At 66.7% G+C, this 24,197-nt stretch carries 21 protein-coding genes and 1 pseudogene; 9 read left to right on the forward strand and 13 right to left on the reverse strand.

Going from position 1 to position 24,197, the window contains the following annotated elements:
- The first annotated feature begins 31 nt into the window (after positions 1–31).
- The 8 genes from ACSUZC_RS23470 to ACSUZC_RS23505 all read left to right on the forward strand — a co-directional run bounded on the left by ACSUZC_RS23470 (position 32) and on the right by ACSUZC_RS23505 (position 9,478).
- Positions 32–2,122, forward strand: a complete 2,091-nt coding sequence (locus tag ACSUZC_RS23470) for a PhoX family protein (protein WP_439030834.1) — start codon at positions 32–34, stop codon at positions 2,120–2,122.
- 283 nt (positions 2,123–2,405) lie between these two features.
- Positions 2,406–3,209, forward strand: a complete 804-nt coding sequence (locus ACSUZC_RS23475; RefSeq protein WP_439030835.1) for an SDR family NAD(P)-dependent oxidoreductase — start codon at positions 2,406–2,408, stop codon at positions 3,207–3,209.
- A 75-nt stretch (positions 3,210–3,284) separates the two neighbouring features.
- A complete protein-coding gene (locus tag ACSUZC_RS23480; RefSeq protein ID WP_439030836.1) occupies positions 3,285–4,412 on the forward strand; it encodes a DUF5938 domain-containing protein in 1,128 nt (375 codons plus the stop codon).
- Positions 4,413–4,419: 7 nt separating this feature from the next.
- Complete coding sequence (locus ACSUZC_RS23485; RefSeq protein WP_439030837.1) at positions 4,420–5,961, forward strand: acyl-CoA synthetase; 1,542 nt, start codon at positions 4,420–4,422, stop codon at positions 5,959–5,961.
- 115 nt (positions 5,962–6,076) lie between these two features.
- Positions 6,077–6,706 carry a TetR/AcrR family transcriptional regulator gene (locus tag ACSUZC_RS23490; protein WP_439030838.1) on the forward strand — a complete coding sequence of 210 codons (630 nt, stop codon included), beginning with the start codon at positions 6,077–6,079 and terminating at the stop codon, positions 6,704–6,706.
- Between the two features lie 94 nt (positions 6,707–6,800).
- The gene (locus ACSUZC_RS23495; RefSeq protein WP_439030839.1) at positions 6,801–7,274 is read left to right on the forward strand and encodes a MarR family winged helix-turn-helix transcriptional regulator; all 474 of its coding nucleotides are present in this window, start codon (positions 6,801–6,803) and stop codon (positions 7,272–7,274) included.
- A gap of 46 nt (positions 7,275–7,320) precedes the next feature.
- Positions 7,321–8,610, forward strand: a complete 1,290-nt coding sequence (locus ACSUZC_RS23500; protein ID WP_439030840.1) for an MFS transporter — start codon at positions 7,321–7,323, stop codon at positions 8,608–8,610.
- Positions 8,611–8,791: 181 nt separating this feature from the next.
- Positions 8,792–9,478, forward strand: a complete 687-nt coding sequence (locus ACSUZC_RS23505) for a hypothetical protein (RefSeq protein ID WP_439030841.1) — start codon at positions 8,792–8,794, stop codon at positions 9,476–9,478.
- Between the two features lie 4 nt (positions 9,479–9,482).
- Here the strand turns inward: ACSUZC_RS23505 and ACSUZC_RS23510 are convergent, their stop codons facing one another.
- From ACSUZC_RS23510 to ACSUZC_RS23570, 13 genes are all read right to left on the reverse strand, one after another.
- Entirely contained in the window at positions 9,483–10,175 is a 693-nt protein-coding gene (locus tag ACSUZC_RS23510; protein ID WP_439030842.1) for a helix-turn-helix domain-containing protein, read from the reverse strand.
- 4 nt (positions 10,176–10,179) lie between these two features.
- On the reverse strand, positions 10,180–11,373 hold the full coding sequence (locus tag ACSUZC_RS23515; protein WP_439030843.1) for an NAD(P)/FAD-dependent oxidoreductase: 1,194 nt from the start codon (positions 11,371–11,373) through the stop codon (positions 10,180–10,182).
- The gene (locus tag ACSUZC_RS23520) at positions 11,370–12,701 is read right to left on the reverse strand and encodes an FMN-binding glutamate synthase family protein (RefSeq protein WP_439030844.1); all 1,332 of its coding nucleotides are present in this window, start codon (positions 12,699–12,701) and stop codon (positions 11,370–11,372) included. The genes ACSUZC_RS23515 and ACSUZC_RS23520 overlap by 4 nt, the downstream gene beginning before the upstream one ends.
- 147 nt (positions 12,702–12,848) lie before the next feature.
- On the reverse strand, positions 12,849–13,607 hold the full coding sequence (locus ACSUZC_RS23525; protein WP_439030845.1) for a protein glxC: 759 nt from the start codon (positions 13,605–13,607) through the stop codon (positions 12,849–12,851).
- Positions 13,595–14,491: a glutamine amidotransferase gene (locus tag ACSUZC_RS23530; RefSeq protein ID WP_439030846.1), complete on the reverse strand. Its 897-nt coding sequence runs from the start codon at positions 14,489–14,491 to the stop codon at positions 13,595–13,597. The genes ACSUZC_RS23525 and ACSUZC_RS23530 overlap by 13 nt, the downstream gene beginning before the upstream one ends.
- A 76-nt stretch (positions 14,492–14,567) precedes the next feature.
- Positions 14,568–15,965, reverse strand: a complete 1,398-nt coding sequence (gene glnT / locus ACSUZC_RS23535) for a type III glutamate--ammonia ligase (protein ID WP_439030847.1) — start codon at positions 15,963–15,965, stop codon at positions 14,568–14,570.
- A gap of 231 nt (positions 15,966–16,196) precedes the next feature.
- Positions 16,197–17,570, reverse strand: coding sequence for an ammonium transporter (locus ACSUZC_RS23540; protein WP_439030848.1), 1,374 nt, complete (start codon positions 17,568–17,570; stop codon positions 16,197–16,199).
- A gap of 56 nt (positions 17,571–17,626) precedes the next feature.
- Positions 17,627–18,637 (reverse strand): heme-dependent oxidative N-demethylase family protein, encoded by a 1,011-nt coding sequence (locus tag ACSUZC_RS23545; RefSeq protein WP_439030849.1) that lies wholly within the window; start codon positions 18,635–18,637, stop codon positions 17,627–17,629.
- A complete protein-coding gene (locus ACSUZC_RS23550) occupies positions 18,634–19,635 on the reverse strand; it encodes a PDR/VanB family oxidoreductase (protein ID WP_439030850.1) in 1,002 nt (333 codons plus the stop codon). The genes ACSUZC_RS23545 and ACSUZC_RS23550 overlap by 4 nt, the downstream gene beginning before the upstream one ends.
- Positions 19,632–21,149 carry a heme-dependent oxidative N-demethylase subunit alpha family protein gene (locus ACSUZC_RS23555; RefSeq protein ID WP_439030851.1) on the reverse strand — a complete coding sequence of 506 codons (1,518 nt, stop codon included), beginning with the start codon at positions 21,147–21,149 and terminating at the stop codon, positions 19,632–19,634. The genes ACSUZC_RS23550 and ACSUZC_RS23555 overlap by 4 nt, the downstream gene beginning before the upstream one ends.
- Complete coding sequence (locus ACSUZC_RS23560) at positions 21,146–22,147, reverse strand: PDR/VanB family oxidoreductase (protein WP_439030852.1); 1,002 nt, start codon at positions 22,145–22,147, stop codon at positions 21,146–21,148. Before ACSUZC_RS23560 ends, ACSUZC_RS23555 begins: the two co-directional genes overlap by 4 nt.
- An 11-nt stretch (positions 22,148–22,158) precedes the next feature.
- Positions 22,159–22,713, reverse strand: coding sequence for a dimethylamine monooxygenase subunit DmmA family protein (locus ACSUZC_RS23565; RefSeq protein WP_439030853.1), 555 nt, complete (start codon positions 22,711–22,713; stop codon positions 22,159–22,161).
- 6 nt (positions 22,714–22,719) lie between these two features.
- Positions 22,720–23,103: an ethanolamine utilization protein gene (locus ACSUZC_RS23570; protein ID WP_439030854.1), complete on the reverse strand. Its 384-nt coding sequence runs from the start codon at positions 23,101–23,103 to the stop codon at positions 22,720–22,722.
- Between the two features lie 413 nt (positions 23,104–23,516).
- Here ACSUZC_RS23570 and ACSUZC_RS23575 point away from each other — a divergent pair.
- Positions 23,517–24,171, forward strand: a pseudogene (locus ACSUZC_RS23575) (LGFP repeat-containing protein).
- The last annotated feature ends 26 nt before the right edge of the window (positions 24,172–24,197 follow it).

The following is a 24,197-nucleotide window of genomic DNA, read 5'->3' on the forward strand; positions in this document are numbered from 1 at the left end:
CCGTGGCGCGACGTTTCTCAGAGGAGCCCGTGTGCGTATTCCGTTGCAGCTGTTCATGTCCAATGGTGAGGATGCGGGGCGGTCGTCCCGTGCCTATGTGACCTGCCGCTACAAGTGCGGCGACGCGTGCCGGCACGAGCCCGGGAACACCAGCGACAACGCCTACTTCCGCGACGTCGTTCGCACTGCGGTGTCTCGTCGAAGTGTCCTGAAGACATCCGCGGGCGCAGCCGTCGCCGTCGGCGCGACGTCACTCCTTGCCGCCTGCGGCGACTCGGGCTCATCGGGCTCGGCGTCGTCGAGCCCCGCGGCTTCCGGGGATGCACTCCCGGGTATGAAGTTCGCTGCTGTCGCCCCGAATACGCAAGACGCCGTGGTGATTCCGGATGGTTACCAGCAGGAGGTGGTCATCCGCTGGGGTGATCCGGTCCTTCCCGGTGCACCCGAGTTCGACTTCGCCAATCAGACGCCGGAGGCCCAGGCGGGCCAGTTCGGTTTCAACAACGATTTCGCCGGTCTTATCCCCGTCGACGGTGTCGCCGACCACTACTACCTTGTCGCGAATCTCGAGTACCCGACCGAACCGTTCATGTTCACCGGTTACAAGGACGGCGAACCGACCGAACAGCAGGCGCGCATCGCGATGGCGTCGGTCGGCATCGCGGTCGTCGAGGTCACTGCGCAGTCCGGTAGCGGAGCGCTCAAGCCAGTTGTGGGACCGCGGAATCAGCGCCTCACCGCTTCGAGCCCCTTCCGTCTGACGGGACCGGCGGCGGGCAGCGAGTTCGTCAAGACCACCGCCGACCCGGCCGGCTCCACCGTGTTGGGAACCTTCGCAAACTGCTCGGGTGGGCTCACCCCCTGGGGCACCATGCTCTCCGGCGAGGAGAACTTCAACAACTACTTCAGCAACGCGAGCAAGGTGACCGACGCCAAGGCCACCGAGCGACTCGAGCGCTACTCGTTCGAGGACGACGGCGACGAACACCACTGGGGGCGGTTCGACAAGCGCTTCGATCTCGCCGTGGAACCCAACGAGGGCAACCGGTTCGGCTACATCGTCGAGGTGGATCCGCAGGACCCGAAAGCCGTTCCCGTCAAACACAGTTCGATGGGCCGGTTCAAACACGAGTCGGCGAACATCTACGTCGTCCCCAGTGGACCCGACAAGGACACGGTCGTCGCGTACAGCGGCGACGACGAGAAATTCGAGTACATCTACAAGTTCGTGTCGAGCCGCAAGATGAAGAGTGGGCTGTCCCGGACCGCGCGCGAGCACAACATGGGCATCCTCGACGAGGGCACCCTGTACGTCGCCACCTTCACCGGCGAATCGCCCGACCAAGTCGACGGTTCCGGAACCCCGCCTGCTTCAGGCAAGTTCGCCGGCAAGGGTTCGTGGAAGCCGCTGCTGACCGTCAACGCCGACGGCTCGGCCCGCTCGTACATCGCGGGTATGACGCCCGCCGAGGTCGCGGTGTTCACCCGGCAGGCCGCCGACGCCGTCGGAGCCACCAAGATGGACCGTCCGGAGGACATCGAGCCGAACCCGAAGACCGGCAAGGTGTACTGCGCGCTCACCAACAACAGCGACCGCGGCACGGACGGTGAAGCGGTCGCGGACGCGGTCAATCCGCGTAACGAGAACAAGAACGGTCAGGTCCTCGAGATGACCGACGACCACACCGGTACCGAGTTCACGTGGGAGCTGCTCCTCGTCTGCGGCGATCCGGCTGCGGCCGACACGTATTACGGCGGATTCGACAAAACCAAGGTCAGCCCCATCTCCTGCCCGGACAACGTCGCCTTCGACCCTCACGGCAACCTCTGGGTGTCCACCGACGGCAACGCACTCGACAGCAACGACGGACTGTTCGCGGTCGCGTTGGACGGCGACCGCCGCGGCGAGACCAAGCAGTTCCTGACGGTGCCCAAGGGCGGCGAGACCTGCGGTCCGATCATCGACACGAATCGCATTCTCATCGCCGTGCAGCATCCGGGTGAGCTCGACGATCACTCGGCGGACAACCCCGCCTCGCACTGGCCCGACGGCGGTGACTCCCAACCGCGCCCGTCTGTCGTCGCGGTCTGGCGCGAGGACGGCGCCGAAATCGGGGTCTGACCACCTCCTACTTCCAAGACCCCCGAGTTCTCCGAACACCCCCGGGTTCCGGCTCACAGCCGGAACCCGGGGTGCTTTGTTGTTGCGACGCGGAGTCGCCGACGACCCGTCCGCTCACCCGGCCGCACCGGTGATATAGCCATATCCGGACAGTCGTCAAGTTTTTTCTTGACGACTGTCAAGAGTTCGTCTTAGTGTGGCGTGCAGCACATGTTGTCTCGACTGTGTCCTGCTTCTCCGCCTGACGCTGACGGCATCGGCGGTTCTCACTGGAGGTATAACGATGACGAGCTACGACCTGACCGGGCGGACGGCATTGGTCACCGGTGGCGCGCAAGGTCTCGGCGCCGGAATGGCCGAGGCACTGGCTGCTGCGGGCGCATCTGTGGCGATCGGCGATGTGAACGCGGACGGCGGTCAACGGACGGTCGAGGCCTTGCGCACGAAAGGCGCCAAGGCCGAGTTCGTCTCACTCGACGTCACCGACGACTCTGCCTGGGAAGCCGCCGTGGCGTCGACCGTCGAATCGCTCGGCGGCCTGGACATCGTCGTGAACAACGCCGGCATCGAGGTGACCAGTCTCCTGGTCGACATCGACGCCGCAGAAGCGTCGAAGATGTTGGACGTCAACGTGTTGGGCACAGCGCTGGGCATCAAACACGCCTTCCGTGCGATGCGCCCGGGCGGCATCGCGGGCAAGGGCGGGGCAGTCGTGAACATCGCATCCGTCGCTGCGACAATCGCTTTCCCGGGAATCAGCGTCTATTCCGCGACGAAGTCCGGTATCGACCGTCTCACCCGCGTCGCGGCGGCGGAGGCGGGCAAACTGGGTTACGGCGTCCGCGTCAACTCGATCTATCCCGCGCTCACCCCGACCGCGATGGGCAACAAACTGGCCGTCGAGACCGCCGCTCTCGGCTTGTTCGAGTCACCGGAGGCGGCCGCCCAGGCGGTCGCGGAACTGACGCCCCTCGGCCGACTCGGTCAGGTCGACGACATGGCCGACGCCGTGGTCTTCCTCGTCTCCGATGCCGCGAAGTTCATCACCGGCGCCGGCCTGCCGGTCGACGGCGGCATGGGGATGTGACACCCCGACCCTCGCTTCATCCCACCGACACTTTCACCATCACCCCGGCTTCACCAGCACCCGAGGAGTTCTGCCATGCCCACTGACAAGCGCGTCGTCGTCTACGGAGCGTCCGGATACACCGGCCGACTGATCTGTGAATACCTGCGCGAGTACAACATTCCGTTCCTCGCGGCGGGTCGCGATCACGCCCGGTTGACGAGTGCGGTCGAGGCGGTGCCCGGCATCGACACGGTCGCATACGACATCATCGAGGTCGAGCACACGGTCGAGGCCCTGACCGAGGCCTTCCGCGGTGCCGACGTCGTCTTGAACACGGTCGGTCCGTTCGCCCGCTACGGTCACGAGGTCGTCCAGGCATGCCTGGAGATCGGGGCCCACTACACCGACACCAACGGCGAGCAGAACTGGATGATCGACGCCGAGGCCCAGTACGGTGCCGAATTCGCCTCGCGCGAACTGGTGTTGACCCCTGGCCTGGCACAGATGTACTCGATCGGCGAGATCGCGGCGAACATCTGCCTGGAGAACCCGGGACTGGACACCCTCGACATCCAGGTGTTCTGGAAGGGCCACCCGACGGTAGCGTCGACCAACACCATCCTCACCAACGCGGCGTTCGCCAAGGCGTACTACCTCGAGGAGAACGAGTACGTCGAGTGGCCCGCGGACGCAGGTCTGTACACGGTGAGTGTGCCCGGCCAGCACGACCTCGGGCTCGCACTGCCCTGGGGCGGCACCTCGCATCCGGTGTGGTTCAAGAACGATCCGCGTGTGGCCACGGCAAAGGCGCTCGGCGGTGTGTTCAATCGTCCACTGATGCAGGGGGTACCGGTCTTGGTTGCGGCTGCGCTCGAGCAGATGGAGGGAAAGTCCGAAGAGGAGAAGTACCGGATCATCGACGAACAGTCGGCCGCCATCCGCAGCGAGATGCCGCCGCGGGAGAATCCGCGCCTGAACACGTCGTTGGACTCGGTCTACGCGTCGGGGCCGCTCGGCCGGGCGCACTGTGTGATCCACGGCAACTCCAACTACAAGCAGACCGCGCTGCTCAACGCTCATGCAGCGAACGAGTTGCTGCAGGCACGACCCCGACGCGTCGGCTTCGTCTCCAGCTGCCAGGCGTTCGGACACCGCGAGTTGCTCGGGACCCTGCGCGCTTTCGGTCTGGTGCTGGACCCGATCGTGACCGTGCACCGCTGAGGGCGACATGCGACTTTCGGAGTATCTCGACAAGGGTGCCTCGCTGGGACGTGACGCGCCGTGCCTGACCACCGGCGGAGTCACCTCGACCTACGGTGAGGTCCAGGATCGGTCGACGGCCATCGCGGGTGCGTTGCAGCACAACGGGATCGACGCGGGCGATCGGGTCGCCGTCCTGTCGGCGAACGACCCGCTGGCATTGACGTGTGTCTTCGGCATCTCGCGAGCCGGCGCCGTGTGGTGCCCGGTCAATCCCCGCAACGAGGCCGACGAGAACCGGCAGCTGTTCGACCTCTTCGGGTGTCGGCTGCTGTTCTTCCAGGCGAAGTTCGCCGGCCTGGTCGAGAAGATCAAAGATCAGTTGCCACAACTGGACTGGCTGGTGTGCTTGGACGGTGAGGTGGGCTGGGCGACCTCTTTCGACGCCTGGCTGGACGCGCACCGCGCTGAAACGGACGAGAGTCGACGACCCGACGGCGGCCTGTGCATGCTGGCCGGCACCGGCGGGACGACCGGGCGCCCGAAGGGGGTGCGATTGACCGAGGACAACATGATGACCTCGACCGCGCTGGCGCTGATGAGCTACCCCTTCGGCGACCGTCCGCGCTACCTGGCGCTGGCCCCGCTGACCCACTCGGCGGGGGTCCTGACGTTCCCGATTCTGAGCCTGGGCGGCGAAGTCGTCATCATGCCCGCGCCCGACATCGGCGAGTTCCTGGAACTCATCGAACGTCATCGCATCACCCACGCGTTCCTGCCGCCCACCGTGATCTACGGCGTGCTCGACCACCCGGATCTGGACAGTCGGGACTTGAGCTCGATGCGGTGTCTCTGGTACGGCGCCGCGCCGATGTCCCCCACCCGTCTGGAGGAGGCGCTGACGCGTATCGGTCCCGTACTCGGCCAGTTGTTCGGACAGACCGAGGCACCGAACATGATCGCGACGCTCGCGCCCGCGGAGCACTTTCGGGCAGACGGTTCGATGGCCACCGAGCGGTTCACCTCGGCCGGCCGGCCGACGCCGCTGACCACGGTGGCGATCATGGACGACGACGGGACGCTGCTGGGGCGGGACGAACGAGGCGAGATCGTCGTCCGCGGCCCGCTGGTGATGGACGGTTACCACGACAATCCCGAGGCAACGGCCGAGGTCAGTGCGCATGGATGGCACCACACGGGCGACATCGGATATCTCGACGACGACGGATACCTCTTTGTCGTCGACCGGGCCAAGGACATGATCATCACGGGTGGATTCAACGTGTACTCGGCCGAGGTCGAGCAGGCGCTTCTCGCTCACCCGGCCGTGAAAGACTCGGCCGTCATCGGTCTGCCCGATCCCAAGTGGGGCGAACGCGTGACCGCCGCGGTGGAACTGCGCGCGGGTCACGATGCCGACACCGCAGACCTCATCGCCTTCGTCAAGCAACGGATCGGCAGTGTCAAGGCGCCCAAGGAGGTCGAGATCTGGACTGAGCTACCTCGTTCCAAGGTCGGGAAGATCCTCAAGAACGAGGTCCGGGGCAACTACGGCGAGCAGCGGAATTAGGCCGACGCCTCTACTCGTCAGGTGCTCATCCGGCCGACCTTGACAAGCGTCAAGATCGGCCGGATGAGTACACTGAGGGCTCTCCGAGCACGCTTCTCCCAGCAAGGACGGCAAGATGACACAAGTCGTCGACCGACAGGCCCGCATCGAGGCCCGCTCACGCGACAAGTTCCAGGCGAAGCGCGACGAGCTGGCCATGGCGACTCTGACGACGCTGGCCGAACTGGGTTACGCGCGGACGAGCCTGCGCGAGATCGCGCAGAACTCCGAGTACTCGCACGGGGTGCTGCACTACTACTTCACCGACAAACTCGACCTCATCGCCCACGCGGTCCGGCAGTACGAAGCCGTCTGCGTCACCCGCTACGACGAGGTCGTCGCCAACGCGGTCACCGCAGCTCAACTGCGCGACGAGTTCGCCGACACGTTCTTCGCGGGCATGCACTCCGAGGCGTCCATCCACCGACTCTGGTACGACCTGCGTAATCAGAGCATGTTCGACGACTCGTTCCGCGCCGACGTCATCGAGATCGAGAGCCGTCGTGAAGAGATGATCTGGCGCGTCGTCGACAGGTTCTGCGAGCTGTCGGGGACCCGGCCGGCGGTCACACCCGCGGTCGCCTACATCGCACTCGACGGCATCTTCCAGCGGGGTCTGCTGAGTGAAATAGACGGCCGCCCCGACGGAGTCGCGACCGCCCGCCGCGACCTCATCGCCTTTTTCGAGGTCGTCGGACACCACTGACCGACCGACCCGGTCACTCCGCCTCGAGTTCGGTAATCAGCATCACACGCTTCTGACTTAATACTTCGAAGTACTAAGTATTAGACTCGCTAACGTGTCCGCCTCCGATTCCGCACAGCTCGCCCTGGCCTTGCGCCCGACGATCACCAGGTTGTACCTGGCACTTCGCCGGCGCGCCCCCTCGGTGGAGCTGACGGCCGCGCAGACGTCAGCCCTCGGCGTCCTGGCCGATCATGGGTCGATGCGCATGGGTGAACTCGCCGAACGAGAATCCATCCGCATGCCGACAGCGACGTCGGTGATCGACGGACTCACCAAGCACGAGTTGGTGGAACGCAGGCCCGATCCCCTGGACCGCCGAGCGGTTCTGGTCGGTCTCACCGGCCATGGCCGCGCACTGGTCGAGCAGATCCGCGAGGAACGCGACGTCGTCCTGACGGGTGCACTGGCCGACCTCAGTGCGGAGCACCGGGCCGCCATCGCGGCGGCCGGCCCGGCGCTGCAGGCCCTGCGCGAACGACTCGACAACCATCCGGCAGCAGAGGCAGCCGCCACGGCGAGCGTGTGACCCCCTCGCCCACCGCCTGCCCCACCCGATCCAGACGAAGGACCTCATGACCGTCACCGAGCACTCCACGACCGACACGGTCGAGGTCGGCACCTCCGCCACCCCGGCCTCCGAACCGTCCATGCTCGCATCGCTGCGGGCCCAGCCTCGCGCGGTGTGGATCACCGCGTTCGCGGCGGTCATCGCGTTCATGGGCATCGGGCTCGTCGACCCGATCCTGCACAGCATCGCCGAGGCGCTCAATGCGCCGCCGGAGAAACTCACCCTTCTGTTCGGCGTCTACGTCGGTGTGCAGTGCGTCGCAATGCTGCTGACCGGTTGGGCCGCATACCGTTTCGGTCCTCGGCGGACACTGACCGTCGGTCTGGGCCTCATCGTCGTCGCCGCCGGCGTCTCGGCGTTCGCCGACAACATCGACCAGCTGATCGCCTATCGGGTGATCTGGGGGCTGGGCAACGCGTTGTTCCTCGCCACCGCATTGGCTTTCATCGTCCAGTCCGCGGTCGGCAACCGCAACAGCGCCATCATGATGTACGAGGCCGCCCTCGGTATCGGCCTGGCGGTCGGCCCGCTGCTGGGTGCCACACTCGGTGAATGGACCTGGCGCGCACCGTTTGCCGGCACTGCGCTACTGATGCTGGCCGGCGCGATCCTGTGCGCGTTCATGCTTCCCGCCGACGGCCCGCGGTCCGAACGCGTTCGCGTCCGGATCGTCGATCCGCTCAAGGTGCTGCGCAACCGCACCCTGTTCGTCACCTCCGTGGGTTCCGCGTTCTACACCGGCGCCCTGTTCACCGTGATCGCCTGGGCACCCATCGCGATGGGTCTGCGTCCGATGTACGCCGGACTGGTGTTCTTCGGCTGGGGTCTGCTCACCGCGGTCGCCGGCGTCTTCGTCGCGCCTCTGCTCGCACGAGTCATCGGTGAGAAGTCGGGTGTCCTCGTGGCCGTCTCGGTGTACGGACTGGTGATGGTCCTCGCCGGCATCGGCACCGCGACGGATCAGGTCTGGCTGATCGGCCTGGCCGTCATCCTCTCCGGCTTCCCGTCCGGCGTGCTCAACACCCTCTTCACCGACGTCGCGATGTCGGCGGTCGGCGGTGACACCCCGCGCTCTGTCTCGAGTGCCGGCTTCAGCTTCCTCCGCTGGATGGGCGCCGCCATCGCGGCGGTCCTCGTCGCCTACCTCGCCAAGTGGACCGGTTCGGAGGCCACGCCGTGGTGGTTCGCCGCCGCCTACTGCGTCGTCGCGCTCGGTGCCGTCTCCCTGGCGAAGGTCGCGCACGACCACAAGGTCGCCGACGACGCGGCCCTCATCGGCGCCGAGGAGTTCTGAGCTCCCCGCAAACCCACCTTTCTGCTCCCTGAGGTGTGAGGAGCGACAGCGACGAGCCACGAAGGGCGACGAACGTTCGCCGGCCCTTCGTGGCTCGCTGCGCTCGCACCTCAGGGAGCGGGACTGTGGTGGATCTGCGAAACGGTGACCTGCGTCCCGGCGGCCGGGTACCGTCCGGGCGATGACGGATTCCAAGGTGATCGTGGCGATCCGCGGTGATGGACTCACCCGGGCCGATGCCGACCTGCTCGTCGCGAACTGCGGCGCCGCGGGTGCCACTCGCGTCCAGGTCAACCTCAGCGACGACCAGGTGTCGGCAGCCATGCGCATCGACGAACTCGACCCGCCGATCGGCGCGACGGTCGCATTCTGGGCGTCCGAGCCCGAACCGGTCCTGGCGGTCGTGTCCGCCGAGGTCGACGGCCCCGTCGCGGCCTGGGTGGTCACCGAGCGGACACCACTGGATCCGGAACTGCCCCGCGACGGATCCCGGATCAACGCGCTGTCGAACATCGCCTTCCTCCGCAGACCGGCAGAGCTCGATCGGGACGAGTGGCTGCGCCGCTGGCTCGACGACCACACGCAGGTCGCCATCGACACCCAGGACACGTTCGGCTACGTCCAGAACATCGTCGACCGACCGCTGACCGACGACGCCCCACCGGTCGCAGCGATCGTCGAGGAACTGTTCCCGATGACAGCGGTCAGCGACATCCACGCGTTCTACGGGAGCGGCGGGGATCAGCAGGAACTCGAACGGCGGATGACCCTGATGCTCGAGAGCGTCGCCAGGTTCGGGGCGGACCGGAATCTCGACGTGGTTCCGACGTCGCGTTACGACTTCGACCTCAGCCGCTCGCGCACCTGACCGGTCACACCGCGGAGTCGGGGAAGGCGATCACCGACAGAAAACGCACCGGCAGTTCGACGAGTTCGACGGGCCCGTGCGCACCCTCGCCGTCGAGCTGCAACGAGTCACCGGGATGCATCCGGTACACCGACCGGCTGTGCGCGTAGTCCATCACGCCTTCGAGGACGTAGAGGAACTCCGTGCCCGCGTGCTGGAACAGCGGTTGCGTGACCGACTTCTCGGTCAGCGTGACGAGCAGACACTCGAGGCGCTTGTGCTCGCCGCGCAGTGAACCGAGCAGTTCGTACTCGTGACCCTCGCGGGAGCCCTCGCGAACGATCTCCGAACCCTCGCCCGCCTTCACGAAGACCGCCGACCGCTCCATCTCGGCACCTCGGAAGAGCGAGGTCACCGACACGTCGAACCCGTTGGCGAGCCGAGCGAGCGTGCTGAGACTGCACGAGGTCTGCGCGTTCTCGATCTTCGACATCATCGCTTTGGAGATACCGACCCGAGATGCCATGTCTCCCACCGACAGACCTTGCTGCCGTCGCAACCTTCGCACGTTGTGGGCGATCGCCGTCTCGAGTTCTAGTTCCTCGACCGACTGGTCGACGGGGCGTTCCCGTGCGATTCCAGACTGATTCCGGATCAAAGGGTCGTCGGTCACGCTGCCAGCATAGAGAGAAACAACGTTTCCTGACAGTTGACACATGCGGTCAGCGCATCTCCCCCGCCCCCACGTAGGGGAAGCGCGTCTTCAGCAGGTCGCCGTCGTCGAACCGTGAGAAGCGGAAGTCCGTCTCCGGCACCCGAGGGTCGGAGCTGCGACCGTCGACGACGAGGTCGGCGATCAACCGTCCCACCGCGGGCGAGATCTTGAACCCGTGCCCGCTGAAGCCGGCGGCCAGCACGAGGCCGTCGAGCGGCCCGCGCGAGATGATCGGGTTCCAATCGGGCGTCACGTCGTAACAGCCGGCATAGCTCGTGGTGATCGCCGGATCGCTGAAGCCGGGGAATCGCGTGCCGACCTTCTCGACGGTCAGGTCGATGAAGTCCGAATCAGCGCGATTGCGGTAGCCGTCCGGATCCGCGATGTCGAGAGCCGCCAGATCGCTGTTGCCGAACAGGATCTCGCCACGGACGTCCGGGCGGACATACTGCAACGACACCAGATCGGAGAACACCGGGACGTCTCCGAGATCATCCCCCGGATGAATCATCACGATCTGCTCGCGGTGCACCTCGATCGGGACGTCGATGCCGAAGGGGGCGAGGAACGGCTTCGTCCACACGCCGGTGGCGACCACCACGGTGTCCGCGGAGATCGTCGAACCGTCCGCGAGGCGAACGCCCGTCACCCGGTCGGAGTCGACGACCAGGCCGGTGACGTTGGTGCCCTGACGAATTCGGATTCCTGTTGCCCGCGCCGACGCCGCGAAGGCCTGCGCGGTCTGATAAGCGTCGCCGTACCCGCCACGCTCCTCCCAGCCGAAGGCCGCGAACGGGTCGAGGTCGGCGGTCGGCCACATCGCGGCCACATCGGCGGCGTCGATCTCCTCGGTCTGTACACCCACCGCGCGCTGCGCGGCGAGACTCGCGCGCATGTTCTCGACGTTGGGTTCACCCACGCCGACGACGTATCCGGTCTGACGGAAACCGATGTCGGCACCGAAGATCTCCTCGGCCTTCTCGAACACCTCGAGACCGTAGGCGGCCATGGCGGCCAACGAGCTGACACCGTAGTGGCAACGGACGATCCCCGACGACTTGCCGGTCATCCCGCCGCCGACGGTGTCTCGCTCACACACGACCACATCGGTGATGCCGCGTTGACCCAGCGCCCACGCGGCGGCCGTCCCTTCCAGGCCTCCGCCGACGATGACGACCTGCGCGGTCTCCGCCGCGGTCACGATCCCGATCCCGGGATCCAGCTGGTCCCGGCCAGCGGCACACGGGCCATGGCCGACGCCTCGATCGAGATCGCCACCAGGTCCTCGGGCTCCAGGTGCTGTAGGTGCGCCTTGCCGCACGCGCGGGCGATCGTCTGGGCCTCCATCGTCATGACCCGCAGGAAGTTCGCGAGTCGTTTGCCGCCGAGAACGGGGTCGAAGCGGGCGGAGAGTTCGGGGTCCTGGGTGCTGATGCCCGCCGGGTCGCGGCCGTCCTGGAAGTCGTCGTAGTAACCGGCCGCCGATCCGAGCGCCTCGTACTCCGCCGCGTGGCGAGGATCGTTGTCGCCCAGCGCGATCAGGGCTGCCGTCCCGATCGCGACCGCGTCCGCGCCGAGTGCCATCGCCTTGGCGACGTCGGCGCCGTTGCGGATTCCGCCCGAGACGATCAACTGAACCTCTCTGTGAACACCCAACTCCTGCAACGCCTGTACGGCCTGCGGGATCGCGGCCAGCGTGGGGATGCCGACGTGTTCGATGAAGACGTCCTGGGTTGCGGCGGTACCACCTTGCATACCGTCGACCACGACGACGTCGGCGCCCGAGTGCACGGCGAGCTTCACGTCGTAGTAGGTGCGGGTGGCACCGACCTTGACGTAGATCGGCTTCTCCCAGTCGGTGATCTCACGCAGCTCGTTGATCTTGATGGCGAGGTCGTCGGGACCGGTCCAGTCCGGGTGACGGCAGGCGCTGCGCTGGTCGATACCCTGCGGCAAGGTACGCATGCCGGCGACACGTTCGGAGATCTTCTGGCCCAGCAGCATTCCGCCGCCACCGGGTTTCGCGCCCTGGCCGAGGACGATCTCGATGGCATCGGCCTTGCGCAGGTCGTCGGGGTTCATGCCGTACCGCGACGGGAGGTACTGGTAGACGAGGTTCTTGGACTGTCCCCGCTCTTCGGGGGTCATCCCGCCGTCGCCGGTGGTGGTCGAGGTCCCGACCTCCGAAGCGCCCCGCCCGAGTGCCTCCTTCGCGCCGGCCGAGAGCGCGCCGAAGCTCATGCCTGCGATGGTCACCGGAGTCGACAGGTGCAATGGGTATTTCGCGTTCCGGTTACCGAGTACGACGTCGGTGTCACAGCGTTCGCGGTAACCCTCGAGCGGGTAGCGCGACATCGACGCACCGAGGAACAACAGGTCGTCGAAATGCGGCAGCTTGCGCTTGGCGCCCCAACCGCGGATGTCGTAGATGCCGGTCTCGGCGGCGCGCTGGATGGCGGCGATGGTGGTGCGGTCGAACGTGGCGGACTCACGCAGTCCGCGCTGCTCGACGCTGAGGTCGTCGGTCATGGTGATCCTTCTCGAGTCGTGTGGTGTGTGTGTGCGAGGTTGCGGCCCTTCGTGGCTCGTCGCTGCGCTCCTCGCACCTCAGGGAGCAAAGTGGTGTCGCCGACCTCAGGGAGCGAGGGTGGTGTCGCACCTCAGGGAGCGGGGGCGTCAGTACGCGGAGGCGTTGTCGACCTTGAAGTGGTACAGCTCGCGGGCGGAACCGTAGCGGGTGTAGTCGCGCGGGTCGTCGTCGCCGAACCCGGCGGCCTTGAGCAGGCCGGTGAGTTCGTCGAGGTGTTCGGCGCGCATGGGTTTGGCGACGCAGTCGGCACCGAGGGAGGCGACGTCGCCGCGAACATAGATGCGGGTCTCGTAGATCGAGTCGCCGAGACCGTCGCCGGCATCGCCGCGGACCACGAGACGTCCGGCCTGGGCCATGAAAGCGCTGTTGTGGCCGACGTTTCCGCCCACGACGATGTCGACCCCCTTCATCGAGATGCCGCATCGCGCGGCGGCGTCACCGTCGATCACGAGGAGTCCGCCGTGCGCGGTCGCGCCTGCCGACTGGGACGCGTTGCCCTTGACGATGACGCTGCCGCTCATCATGTTCTCGGCCACGCCGGTGCCGGCATTGCCGTTGATGGTCACCTCGGCCTGCTGGTTCATCCCGGCCGCGTAGTAGCCGACGTGACCGTTGACCGTGATCTTCACCGGCAGGTTCACTCCCGCGGCGACGCTGTGGGCGCCGGCCGGGTTCTCGATGACGATGTCACCCGAGATGTCGCCGTGCAGAGCCGAATTGATCTCGCGCAGAGGTGTAGTCGCCAGATCGAAGGTGTGGTTGGGGTTCATCGTCTCAGCTTTCGCCAGGCCGGTCGAGGCGGGAACGGAAGGTGCGGGTGCCTGCTCGACGGTCATCGTGTCCATGCGTACACGACCTCCGGCTCCGGCTCCCAGATCCGGGCGTTCTCCACGCCCGGGAGCTTGGCGAGTGCCCGGTACTCGCTGGCCATCGCGACCCAGTCGTCGGTTTCGGCGATCACGGCGGGCTTGCACGCGATCGCGTCCCGGACGACGGCGAACGAGTCACGGTTCGACACGAGGAGTGTGTAGAAGCCGTCGAAGTTCGCGCAGACCTCTTTCAGTGCGGTCTCCACGTCCTTGCCCGCGGCCAGCTGATGGGCGACGAAGCGCGCACCCACCTCCGTGTCGTTCTCGCTGTCGAACTCGACTCCCGCGGCGCGCAGTTCGCGCCGGATGGTGGCGTGATTGGCGAACGATCCGTTGTGGACAAGGCACTGTTCGGGACCCACCGCGAACGGGTGGGCGCCCGACGAGGTGACGGCCGACTCGGTGGCCATGCGGGTGTGGCCGACGCCCTGCCAGCCCGACGCCGCTGCAAGCGACCATGATTCGGTCAGGTCCCGCGGTGCGCCGACGCCCTTGAGGACGGTCAGGTCGGCTCCGAAACCGGCGATCAGCGCAGCGGGGTAGGCGGCACGCGTCGCGACGAGCAGCTCGTCGGCGGACACCGGAGCCGACACCACCAGGGTGACGTCGATCGCCTGTGCGGCCACCGGGACCCCGAGGGCGGCTCCGAGCGTGCTCGCCACCTCCTCGGCCGACACCTCGAGTTCCAGGAGGGAGATACACCCATGCCCCGGCGGCGCCCATTCGGGGTTGCCGTAGACGGCGATGCCGGCCGAATCGGCACCGCGGTCCTGCATCTCGCCGAGCATCACGGCGAGCAGGGCGCCGAGTCGGGGATGGAGATCCGGGTTGCGCAGGTGCAACCCGACGATTCCGCACATGGTCAGGTCCTTACGTTCGATGGGGTGATGGAGTGGTTCGTCGGGATTCGGGTGATCGCGTGAGAGGTGGGCCGTGTCAGAAGGCGGTGAGGTACTTGTCGACCTCCCACGGCGAGACGGCCGCGTGCCAATCGAAGAACTCATCGCGTTTGAGGCCGGCGAAGTAGGCGGACACCCGTTGCTGCTCGGTCGGCCAGTCCTCGGGGAGCGCGGCGTCGAGTGTTCCGGCGACCACCGCGTCGATCTCGAGCGCGTCCACGGCGTGCAGGAGGGTCAGCGGCAGTTCGGCGATGTGGCCGGGGCAGTTCCCGACAGGGCCGGGGTCCAGACTCCGCTTGATGCCGTCGAGACCGGCTCCGAGCAACGCGGCAACGGCCAGATAGGGATTCGCGGACCCGTCGGCGCCGCGCAGTTCGACGCGCTGCTCGTCGGGCACTCGGACATAGTGCGTGCGGTCGTTACCTCCGTAGGTGGCACGCCTCGGTGCCCACGAGGCACCCGACCGGGTGGCGGTGGCCCCGGTTCGCTTGTATGAGTTGACCGTCGGGGCGATGACCGCCTGCAAGGCGGGCGCGTGCTCGAGGATGCCGCCGATGAAACCGTAGGCCGTCTCGGACAGTCCGAGCCCGCGCTCGTCGTCGCCGACCTGCGGGAAGACCGGGTCCCCGGCCCGGGTGAGCGACAGGTGGAAGTGCAGGCCCGACCCGGTGCGCTCGGCGAACGGCTTGGGCATGAAGGTCGCGATCATGCCCCTCTCCGCGGCCAGCGCCGACAGCAGGTAGCGGAGCGTGACGACCCGGTCGGCTGTGGTGAGCGCGTCGGAGTAGGCGAAGTTCTGCTCGAACTGCCCGTTCCCGTCTTCGTGGTCGTTGGCGTAGTTGCTCCAGCCGAGCTGGTTCATCGCGGTGGAGACCGTCGTCAAGTGCTCGTACATGCGCGTCAACCCGCGGACGTCGTAGCAGGGCTGGTCGGAGTCATCGGCGGCGTCCGCGGTCACCAGCGAACCGTCGGCGCCCCGCTTGAGGAGGAAGTACTCGACCTCGGCACCGACCCACGGCTCGAACCCGGCATCCGCGGTCTGTGCGATGAGCGCCTTGAGGATGTTGCGCGGCGCGAACGGCCATGGCTTCCCTTCGACGTGCGGGTCGCACTGGACGACTGCGAGGCCCTCCTTGATGAACGGGATGGGCAGGAAGGAACTGACGTCCGGGATGGCGATGAGGTCGGGATCCTTGGGTTCCTGCCCGATCGCGCCGACCGCGTAGCCGGCGAATCCGACTCCGTCGGTGGCCAGTTCGTCGACTGCCTCCACCGGTACCAGCTTGGCGCAGGGCTTGCCGCGAAGGTCGACGAACATCGCGAGGATGAACTTCGTGCCGTGTGCCGCACACAGCGCGGCCAGTTCGTCGGTGGTCTCGCTGGTTGACGTTGCGGTGGTTGTCTTCTCGGTCGTTGTCGTCGCGATCGTCGTCATCGTGTGCTCCGGGGTCGACTCTAGAGGTTCTCGTTCACGGTGTCCACTCTTGTGAACCACTGTCTACCGCTAGTAGACGCCTTGACTGTTTCCCTCGTGTTTCGCAGCGGTGAGCGATGGGTGTCGTTTTGCGCGAGGCGTTTGCCGATCCGACACAGAAATACTCGGGGGCCCACCGGTGACCGGTGAACCCCCGAGCAGTCACTGACGCAAAGCGTCCGGCGCGGTCGGTCAGACCCCCGCGGGTGGCGCCGACGCCGGTGCCGACGACGGCATCGCCTGCTCGACCCTGTCGACCGCCCGCGCGGGCGACATGCCGGCGAGGCCGCTGCCGGCGTGTCCGACTGACGCACTCGGGATCTCGTACGCGGTCTCGGCGTGCAGCACGGTGTCCAGGCCGGTCACCTCGGTTTCCTCGTCGACGCGTAGGCCGATGAGCTTGTCGAGACCCTTCGCGATGAGCCAGGTCATCACGAACGAGTAGGTGCAGGTGATGACGATTCCGGCGAGTTCGCGCCACACGATGTCGACCGGTCCCCCGAAGAGGATGCCCTGGACACCGGCCGGCGCCGCCTCGGTGGCGAACAAGACGATGCAGATGGTGCCCACGATGCCACCGACACCGTGGACGGCGAATGCGTCCAGCGTCTCGTCGACCTTCAGCCTGCTCTTGAAGCTCAGCAGGAACGCCACGACGGCAGCGGCGAAGATGCCGACGAGCAGCGCCCCGAGCGGCGCCATGCTGCTCGCCGCGGGTGTGATGCCCACCAGGCCTGCGACGGTGCCGGTGATCATGCCGAGCGAGGTCACATGTCCCTCACGCCACTTCTCCACGATGGCGAAGCCGATCATGCCCGCGGACCCGGCGAGCAGCGTGTTCAGGATGACGGCCTGTGCCAGGAAGTTGGCCCCGAGCGCACAGCTGCCGTTGAACCCGAACCAGCCGAAGAACAGGATGCCGCCGCCGAGGATCGTCATCGGCACGTTGTGCGGACGTTCCATGCGACGCTTGCGCGCGCCCAGGACGACGGCCAGGGCGAGCGCCGCGACACCGGAATTCATGTGCACCGCCGTACCGCCGGCGTAGTCGACGATCTCGAGATCGTTGAGCAGGAATCCACCGCTGTAGTTGTCGTCGACGTCAGCAGCGAAGACCCAGTGCGCGACTGGGAAATACACCACAAGAAGCCAGATCGGCGCGAAGACCAGCCAAGCGGAGAATTTCATCCGGCCGGCGGCACCACTGGCCACGATGGCGATCGTGATCGCGGCGAACAGGATGAACCAGGCCGCGAAGTACAGCGTCTGGGTGGCTCCGGACGCGTCATCGGTCAGCCAGTTGGTCAATCCGATGTAGTCGGTCGGATTGCCGATGAGACCCCACCCGCCCACCGACGGTCCCGACACCAGGCCGTGGCCGATCACGACGTAGAGGACGGCCGTGATCGCGAGGGTGGACATGACCATGGTCATGATGTTGAGCACGTTCTTCGACCCGACCATGCCGCCGTAGAAGAAGGCGAGGCCGGGGAACATCAGCAGGACGAAGACGAAGGCCGCCAGCATCCATGCCAGGTCGGCGTTGGCCGCGAGAATCGGTTCCATGAGCGATCTTTCGGTTCAGGGACTGTGGAGAAATCGGGTTGTGCGGGACCAGCAGCTCACGGGCACCGTTGACCGCGGAGATAGGCGACGACACTGTCGCGATAGTCGAGGAATCCCTTGTAAGCGGCGATGTCCTCGCCGAGCGTCTCGATGACGGTCGCCAGTTGACCGGCCCACTCGGGTATGCGCTTCACGTCCTCGAGCGAGGCCATGAATGTCCGGATATTGAACGTCACCGCACCCGACATCGGCAACCGGACGAAGTGTTCCAGCTCGATTCGCAGGCGCGCCCTGCCGAAATCGCCGTCGGCGATCATCCCGGGGACATCGCCGGACCACTCGGGGAGTTCCTCGAGACTGACGTCGAGTTTGTGCGAGTCCGACGCCGAGAGCGTCCAGTTCACCCTGCGGTAGACCTGGTCGGCCGGTAGCCTCCGCAGGAACTGTTCCGCGCGGGCGACGATGCCCTCGCGAAGCATGCGCGGGACCGGTGCGTGGATCTCGTACATGTCCATGCCGACGTCGAACGACACCGACCATGCCGCGGCGAAGGTGACGACCCCGGCGTCGAAGTAGAGGTGTCCGTCGCGCTCGGTGACGAGCAGCAGATCATCGGGGACTTCGCGCGCCAGGAACTCCATCGGCCCGTACGGCAACGTGCGCGGGTCGCCGAGCACGAAGGCCTGGTCCGTTCCGAGGAGGTCGTTGCGCCAACGGAATCGGCCGTCACCGTCTTCGGCGAGATGCATCACGTCGGGGTATGCGCGGTCGAGATCGCGGAGGTAGTAGATCAGCAGATCCCAGCACGCCAGTTCCATACCCGTACGAACCCGCACGCGGGAGGGATCGGCGTCGAGGATCCGACGCCGCTCGGCCATGATCTCCGGGTACTCGACACCTCCGAGATCGACGAGGTGTCTACCCCATTCGCCCGCGCGCGTGGCTCGCGGGACGCGTGCCGGTTCCACGTTCACGCTGTAGGCGAACTCGTCGAGATCGTCGGGGAACGGCCACGGGAGGTTCGCCAAGTGGTCGACTCGACGGACGGAAAGAGATTCGGTGCTCATAGGTCCACCTCGATGTCGTGGCCTCGGGACACACAGCACAGCATCGAGTCACCCGCGGCCTTCTCGTCCTCGGTCAGTACGAAGTCTCGATGTTCGATGACGCCGCGTCGCACCGGGATTCGGCATTCGCCGCACACCCCCTGACGGCACAGGTTGGGTACCGCGACACCCGTGTCGAGCAGCCGCTGCAGCAGCGACACCCCGGCCGGTACGTCGATGCCGGCACCCGTCGATGCCACGGTGGCGGTGAACGGGTCACCCGGGTCCTGTTCGGGCGCGGCGAAACGCTCCAGATGGACACGTGCATCGGGCCATCCGGCGTCCGCGGCCAGTCGCGCGTAGGTGTCGAGAAGTGACGCGGGTCCGCAGGCGTAGGCATGCGTACCCAGGGGTTGTGCCCGCAGTCTCTCGGCGATGAGCGCCGCGGTCTGTTCGGCCCCGGACACCTCGTGCAGCGAGATGTGCGGGTGCCGCGCCAACGCCCGAAGGTCCTCGAGGTGCGCACCGCCGCCGCGTCGGTACGAGTACACGATGTCCGCACGACGTCCGTCGCGCGCCAGAGCCCGCGCGTGTGAGAGCACCGGCGTGACACCGATCCCACCCGCGACGAGAAGCGCACCATGCTGGTCGAGGACAGGCGCGAACATCGACCTGGGTCCCTCGATCTCGACGACGGCATCCTCGACGAGGTTGTCGTGCAACCAGTCCGAGCCTCCACCGGCTGCCCGCCGCAGGACGGAGATCCCGTAGGTGGTCGGATACATCCCGTCGTCGACGAGGGAGTAAGCGTTGCGTCCATCACCGGTCGTGATGATCAGGTGACTGCCGGGCTGGTACGCCGTCAGTGCCGGTGAGGAGTCGTCGAGGGGGCCGAAGCGGAAGTGGGTGATCGCGTCGGTGAGCCGGCGAATCGAGACGACCCGCATCGGTCGCGGTCCGGTGGCGTACGCCGGGTGCAGATGAGCCGCCGGTTGTTGCGGAATGGCCACAGCGGTCATGCATCACCTGCTGCAGAGCCCAGGAAGCTCCCGAGCACCGGCGAATGATGCTCGTGGATGGCGAGATCGCGCGCGCAACCCGGACATATGACGGTTTCCCCGGCCGCTGCCTCCACCCGGAACGTGTCGCGGCAGTGTGCGCAGTAGAGCGGTAGGTCGTGGGTGTGGGTCACATACGACGACAGTTCTGCGGGCAGCGCTCCCGCCCCGCGGGCCGCCGCGAGCGCCGTCATGACGTCGTACTGACCGCCGGTCACGAGGATCCGCGTCCCGGTGACAGACTCGTCCAGGGCACGCTGCAGCGCGGCGCGGTCATGGTCGTCGGCCAGGGTGTCGAGAACCAGGAGTCGGGTCGGGCCCACGGCCTCGGCCGCACCCACCCAGGTCCGCGACACGTGTGCGGCCTCGGGGTCGTCGCCGACGGTGACGACGAGGAACGCCGACCCACTGGTGTCGACGGCGGGTGGAGACGTCGGCCACACGGGTACTCCGGGCCCCGAAACCTCTGACGGCGTGGGGACGGCGGACCGCAGCCAGCTCGCCGCACGGTCCCGGAACTTGATGATCCCCTTGTAATCGGCCATGTCCGCGGGCAATTCGGCCAACACTTCGGCGGTGCGGCGCCGCCACGGCTCGACGGTCGCGAGCTGCTCCAGGGGGAGCATGTACGTGCGGATCACGAACATCACCGCACCCGAGTCCGGGAGGCGGACGAGGTGCTGGACCTCGACGCGCAGATGGACGCGGCGGCCGAACTCGTCGTCGGGGACGGTCTGGATGCTCTCGCGGTCGGGTCCCCACTCGGGGTAGATCTCCGTGGAGACGTCGAGGCGGCGATCGATGGTCAGGGTCCAGTTGGTCCGCCGATACGGCTGATGCGGTTGCAGGCGTTTGAGGAACTCGTGGGCCCGGGTGATGACGCCTTCCTTGCGGACACGCGGGACCGGACCGTGGATCTCGAGGAAACTCATGCCGACGTCGAATCCGAAGCTCCAGTCGGCGGCGAAGGTGACCACACCCGCGTCGACGAACAGCTGGTCGTTGCGCTGATCGAGGAGTGCGATGTCCTCCTGGACCTGAGAAGTGATGTAGCGCAGCGGTTCGTCGGGCAGCGTGGTGTCGTCGCCGTACCGGAAACCCTGCTCGATGCCGAGTACGGTGTTGCGCCACATCCAGGTGTCGGCTCCGGTCGATCGCAGCTGCATCTGTTCGGGGTACGCGGAATCGAGCTCCCGCATGATCGTCAGCATCGCGTCCCACGCCGCAGGCACCATGTGCGGCAGCACCGCGTGGCGGGTGGGGTCGGCGGCGAGGATCGTCGCTCGCTGATCGAGTTCGGTTCGATACTCCGCGTCGATGTCGATGACCGCGGAACCCCACTGACCGGTGGGCGTGACCACCGGATTCCGCGCCGGTTCGACATTGGTGCTGTAGCGATATCGGTCGTCGGGGAACGGAAACGGGAATCCCGCGAGCAGATCTCGCGCGATGTCCGTCTCGAGCGTGCTGGTCACAGGGGAACCTCCAATGTGCAACCCGCGGCCGCGCGCGAGACGCACGGCATGATGGCGTCACCGGCGTCCTTCTCCTCGGCGGTGAGGTAGAGGTCGCGGTGGATGGGCGTACCACCGGCGAGGGGGATGCGGCACTCTCCGCAGACGCCCTGCCGGCACAGGTTGGGAATCGCGATGCCGTCGTGCTCGAGGGCTTCGAGGAGACTGGTGCCGGACGGCACGTCGATCGTGCGTCCGGTCTCGCGGAGAGTCACGCGGAACGGGTCACCGGCGTCGAGCGCGTCGACACCGAAGCGTTCGAAGTGGATTCGCGAGTCGGGCCAACCCGCGGCGGCGGCCGCCGCAGTCACGGCATCGATCATGGGCGACGGTCCGCACACGTACAAGTGTGTGCCGACGGGTTGCGACCCGAGAGCCTGCTCGAGCCGTTCGGCGAAGGACGAACGGTCGGTGAACAGCTCCGCCCGTGTGCCGGCGAGCGCCGTCACATCGTCGAGGTGGGCGGCGGACGAGTCGCGGAACACGTAGAGCAACTGAACATCTCGACGCCACCGTGTCGCGGCCCGCAGATGTGACACGATCGGGGTGATCCCGATACCGCCGGCGATCAGAAGATGTTTGCGGGCACGTGCGATCGGGCCGAAGGCGCTGCGGGGCAGCCCGACAGTCAGATGATCGCCGACGGCCAGCCGCTCGTGAAGCCAACGGGAACCGCCGTGGCCGTCGTCGCAACGGAGAACCGAGATGGAGTAGTGCGACGGGTGGGTGCCGTCGCCCGTGAGACTGTACGCGTTGGTGTGGCTCCCGGCGTGGACCACCAGGTGGCTGCCCGGGACGAACGCGGGGAGCGCTCGGCCCGTCGGGTCGGCCAGGGTGATCGCGCGGATGTCGCGCGTCGTGTTCTCGATCGAGGTCACGAGCAGGTCCATCGTCGTCGGACGGGTTGCGTTCTCGGCGACCGATACCGGTGGGTTCGTCTCTGCGAGCGCGATGTTCATCGGATCAGCTCCTAGTTGGAGTGGGACATGGCGCTGTCTGCACCCGCGGTCTCGGCGTCGACCATGAAGCCCAGGAACTGCCCCGACCGCCGGGACACATGGTGGTAGACGAGGAGGTCGCGTCGGCAGCCGGCACACGGGACGACGTCGTCGACCACGGCGGTGGTCCGCGTGATCGAACGGCAGTGGGCGCAGAAGATCTCGACCGGACGTCTCCCCGCCCGAGGGGCCGGAACGACCTCGATCTCGTCGTCCTCGAGGCCCGCGCCGAGCGCGACAGCACGGAGCACGAGGGCGTCGCCGACGTCGGCGACGATCCAGACACGCACGCCGACAACGGCTTCGGTCAAGGCGGTGCCGAGCAGGTCGGCGACCGAGTCGGCATCTCCGTGGATGCGTGTGGTCGCACGCGGAGGGAGTTCGGCTTCCCACCGACCCAGGATGTCGGCGACGTCCCCGACACCGACCAGCACATAGGAGCTACCGGTCGGTGCAGGGGTTGCCGGGACGACCGGCCCACCGGCACGCGCCCACGGCGGCACGCTGGAGTACGCGATCTGCGACATGGTGATTCAGAGCAGTGTCGCGTCGCGCAGCCCCGTGTAGAAGGCAAGCGCGTAATCGGGCGTGCTGAAGTAGATCTTGGACCCCTTCGGGAAGAAGATCGCGTCCTTGGCCTTCGCGACCGTCTTCTGTCCGGTCTCCTTGTTCTCCAAGAGGAACTCGCCCTGGAGGACGACCTTCATCTCGTCGTACTCGTATTCGTAATACAGCGGCTCGTCAGTGTGGCGCAGCTCGAAGTATCCGCTGCACATGGGACTTCCGTCCGGGTTCTCGTAGACGTCGCCGATGAAGCCCTGGGTTCCCGGGTACTCGGACTCGGGCATCTTCGGCAGGTTCTCGTGTCCGCCGCTGGTCACGCGGAACTCCAACGCCTTGGCACTCTCGATGGTCACGTTGCTCCTTCACTTGCGTCTTCGGGGTGTACTCGCCGGAGGCGGTACTTGATCACGTCCCCAGGTGAGTCATCGCCTGTCGTGGCGAATCACCTGAGTAGACGTTGTCCCCTGCTATGAAACAAGTGGAGTGTTTCCGCTGTATGACGGCTTTGTAATGGAGTGCTACGGCGTTTTCTCGCAGAACCGGAACCGGCGGACATCCTGCTGGCGCAAGGAGTTGGTAGGCCGGCTCAACCCAGAGAGATCTATCGACACGACCGGTCACCGAGCCACTCGACGGTGCGGTGCTGTCGTCGCGCCGACACCGGGGCGTCGAATCGATAGAGTCGACCCGAAAGTCCGGTTGGTGCGCAGAGGACCGGCCGCGTGTGCGAGGTCGGAACTCCCAGATCTGAATCCGAGAGGAACACATGACGCAGGTCGCGTCCCGTCGCAGCGGGCTCGTCGCCGGGTTGTTCGTCGTCACGCTGCTCGCCGCCGGTTGCGGCGGCACCGATGCGGGCGGTGCCCCGGGAACGGCATCGTCGACACCGGTGTCGACGTCACCGGCAGGCCCCGGCGAGAAGAAGGTCGCGGGCGCGGAGAGGCCGACCGAGGCCGCGCCCTCCTCACTGACGGTCGTGGGTGTCGACGACGTCGAGGTGACACTGGCCGGCCCGATCGCCACCAAGTACGCGTCGGCGACCGCGGCCCAGAAGGACGCTCTCGGTCAACCGCTGACCGGCGATCACAACGCCGGGACCCGGGGACAGCGGCGTCGTGTTCCAGCAGTTCCAGGGCGGCGTGGTCATCGCGAAGTCCGCAGACCCGGGGACACCGGCGTACATCATCACCTCGGGCAGGATCCGGGACGCGTGGAACACCGAGCGTGATCCGGATGGCATCCCGTTGATCACCGGGAAGAACGGCTCGGCCGGACCTCTGGGAGTCCCCACGAGCGACCTGACCACCGACGGCGACCGCCGGGTGGTGACCTTCGACCACGGCACCATTTCCGAGAGCACGACGAGCGGCGACGTCACCGTGACCGTCAACGGCAAGACCGTGCCGTCGGGTCTGAAGTAGACGACCGGACACCGAGCCGGGCCGAA

It is taken from the genome of Gordonia terrae (genome assembly GCF_051789125.1).
Taxonomy (GTDB): domain Bacteria; phylum Actinomycetota; class Actinomycetes; order Mycobacteriales; family Mycobacteriaceae; genus Gordonia; species Gordonia terrae_A.

What these genes read in the sequence shown, in the direction of transcription:
- ACSUZC_RS23490 (WP_439030838.1), top strand. Translation starts at nt 6,077, where the DNA reads ATGACACAAGTCGTCGACCGACAGGCCCGCATCGAGGCCCGCTCACGC.
- ACSUZC_RS23485 (WP_439030837.1), top strand. Translation starts at nt 4,420, where the DNA reads ATGCGACTTTCGGAGTATCTCGACAAGGGTGCCTCGCTGGGACGTGAC.
- ACSUZC_RS23530 (WP_439030846.1), bottom strand. Translation starts at nt 14,491, where the DNA reads ATGTGCGGAATCGTCGGGTTGCACCTGCGCAACCCGGATCTCCATCCC.
- ACSUZC_RS23520 (WP_439030844.1), bottom strand. Translation starts at nt 12,701, where the DNA reads ATGACCGACGACCTCAGCGTCGAGCAGCGCGGACTGCGTGAGTCCGCC.
- ACSUZC_RS23525 (WP_439030845.1), bottom strand. Translation starts at nt 13,607, where the DNA reads ATGGACACGATGACCGTCGAGCAGGCACCCGCACCTTCCGTTCCCGCC.
- ACSUZC_RS23565 (WP_439030853.1), bottom strand. Translation starts at nt 22,713, where the DNA reads ATGTCGCAGATCGCGTACTCCAGCGTGCCGCCGTGGGCGCGTGCCGGT.
- glnT (WP_439030847.1), bottom strand. Translation starts at nt 15,965, where the DNA reads ATGACGACGATCGCGACGACAACGACCGAGAAGACAACCACCGCAACG.
- ACSUZC_RS23500 (WP_439030840.1), top strand. Translation starts at nt 7,321, where the DNA reads ATGACCGTCACCGAGCACTCCACGACCGACACGGTCGAGGTCGGCACC.
- ACSUZC_RS23550 (WP_439030850.1), bottom strand. Translation starts at nt 19,635, where the DNA reads ATGACCGCTGTGGCCATTCCGCAACAACCGGCGGCTCATCTGCACCCG.
- ACSUZC_RS23475 (WP_439030835.1), top strand. Translation starts at nt 2,406, where the DNA reads ATGACGAGCTACGACCTGACCGGGCGGACGGCATTGGTCACCGGTGGC.
- ACSUZC_RS23540 (WP_439030848.1), bottom strand. Translation starts at nt 17,570, where the DNA reads ATGGAACCGATTCTCGCGGCCAACGCCGACCTGGCATGGATGCTGGCG.
- ACSUZC_RS23480 (WP_439030836.1), top strand. Translation starts at nt 3,285, where the DNA reads ATGCCCACTGACAAGCGCGTCGTCGTCTACGGAGCGTCCGGATACACC.
- ACSUZC_RS23510 (WP_439030842.1), bottom strand. Translation starts at nt 10,175, where the DNA reads ATGTGTCAACTGTCAGGAAACGTTGTTTCTCTCTATGCTGGCAGCGTG.
- ACSUZC_RS23505 (WP_439030841.1), top strand. Translation starts at nt 8,792, where the DNA reads ATGACGGATTCCAAGGTGATCGTGGCGATCCGCGGTGATGGACTCACC.
- ACSUZC_RS23545 (WP_439030849.1), bottom strand. Translation starts at nt 18,637, where the DNA reads ATGAGCACCGAATCTCTTTCCGTCCGTCGAGTCGACCACTTGGCGAAC.
- ACSUZC_RS23560 (WP_439030852.1), bottom strand. Translation starts at nt 22,147, where the DNA reads ATGAACATCGCGCTCGCAGAGACGAACCCACCGGTATCGGTCGCCGAG.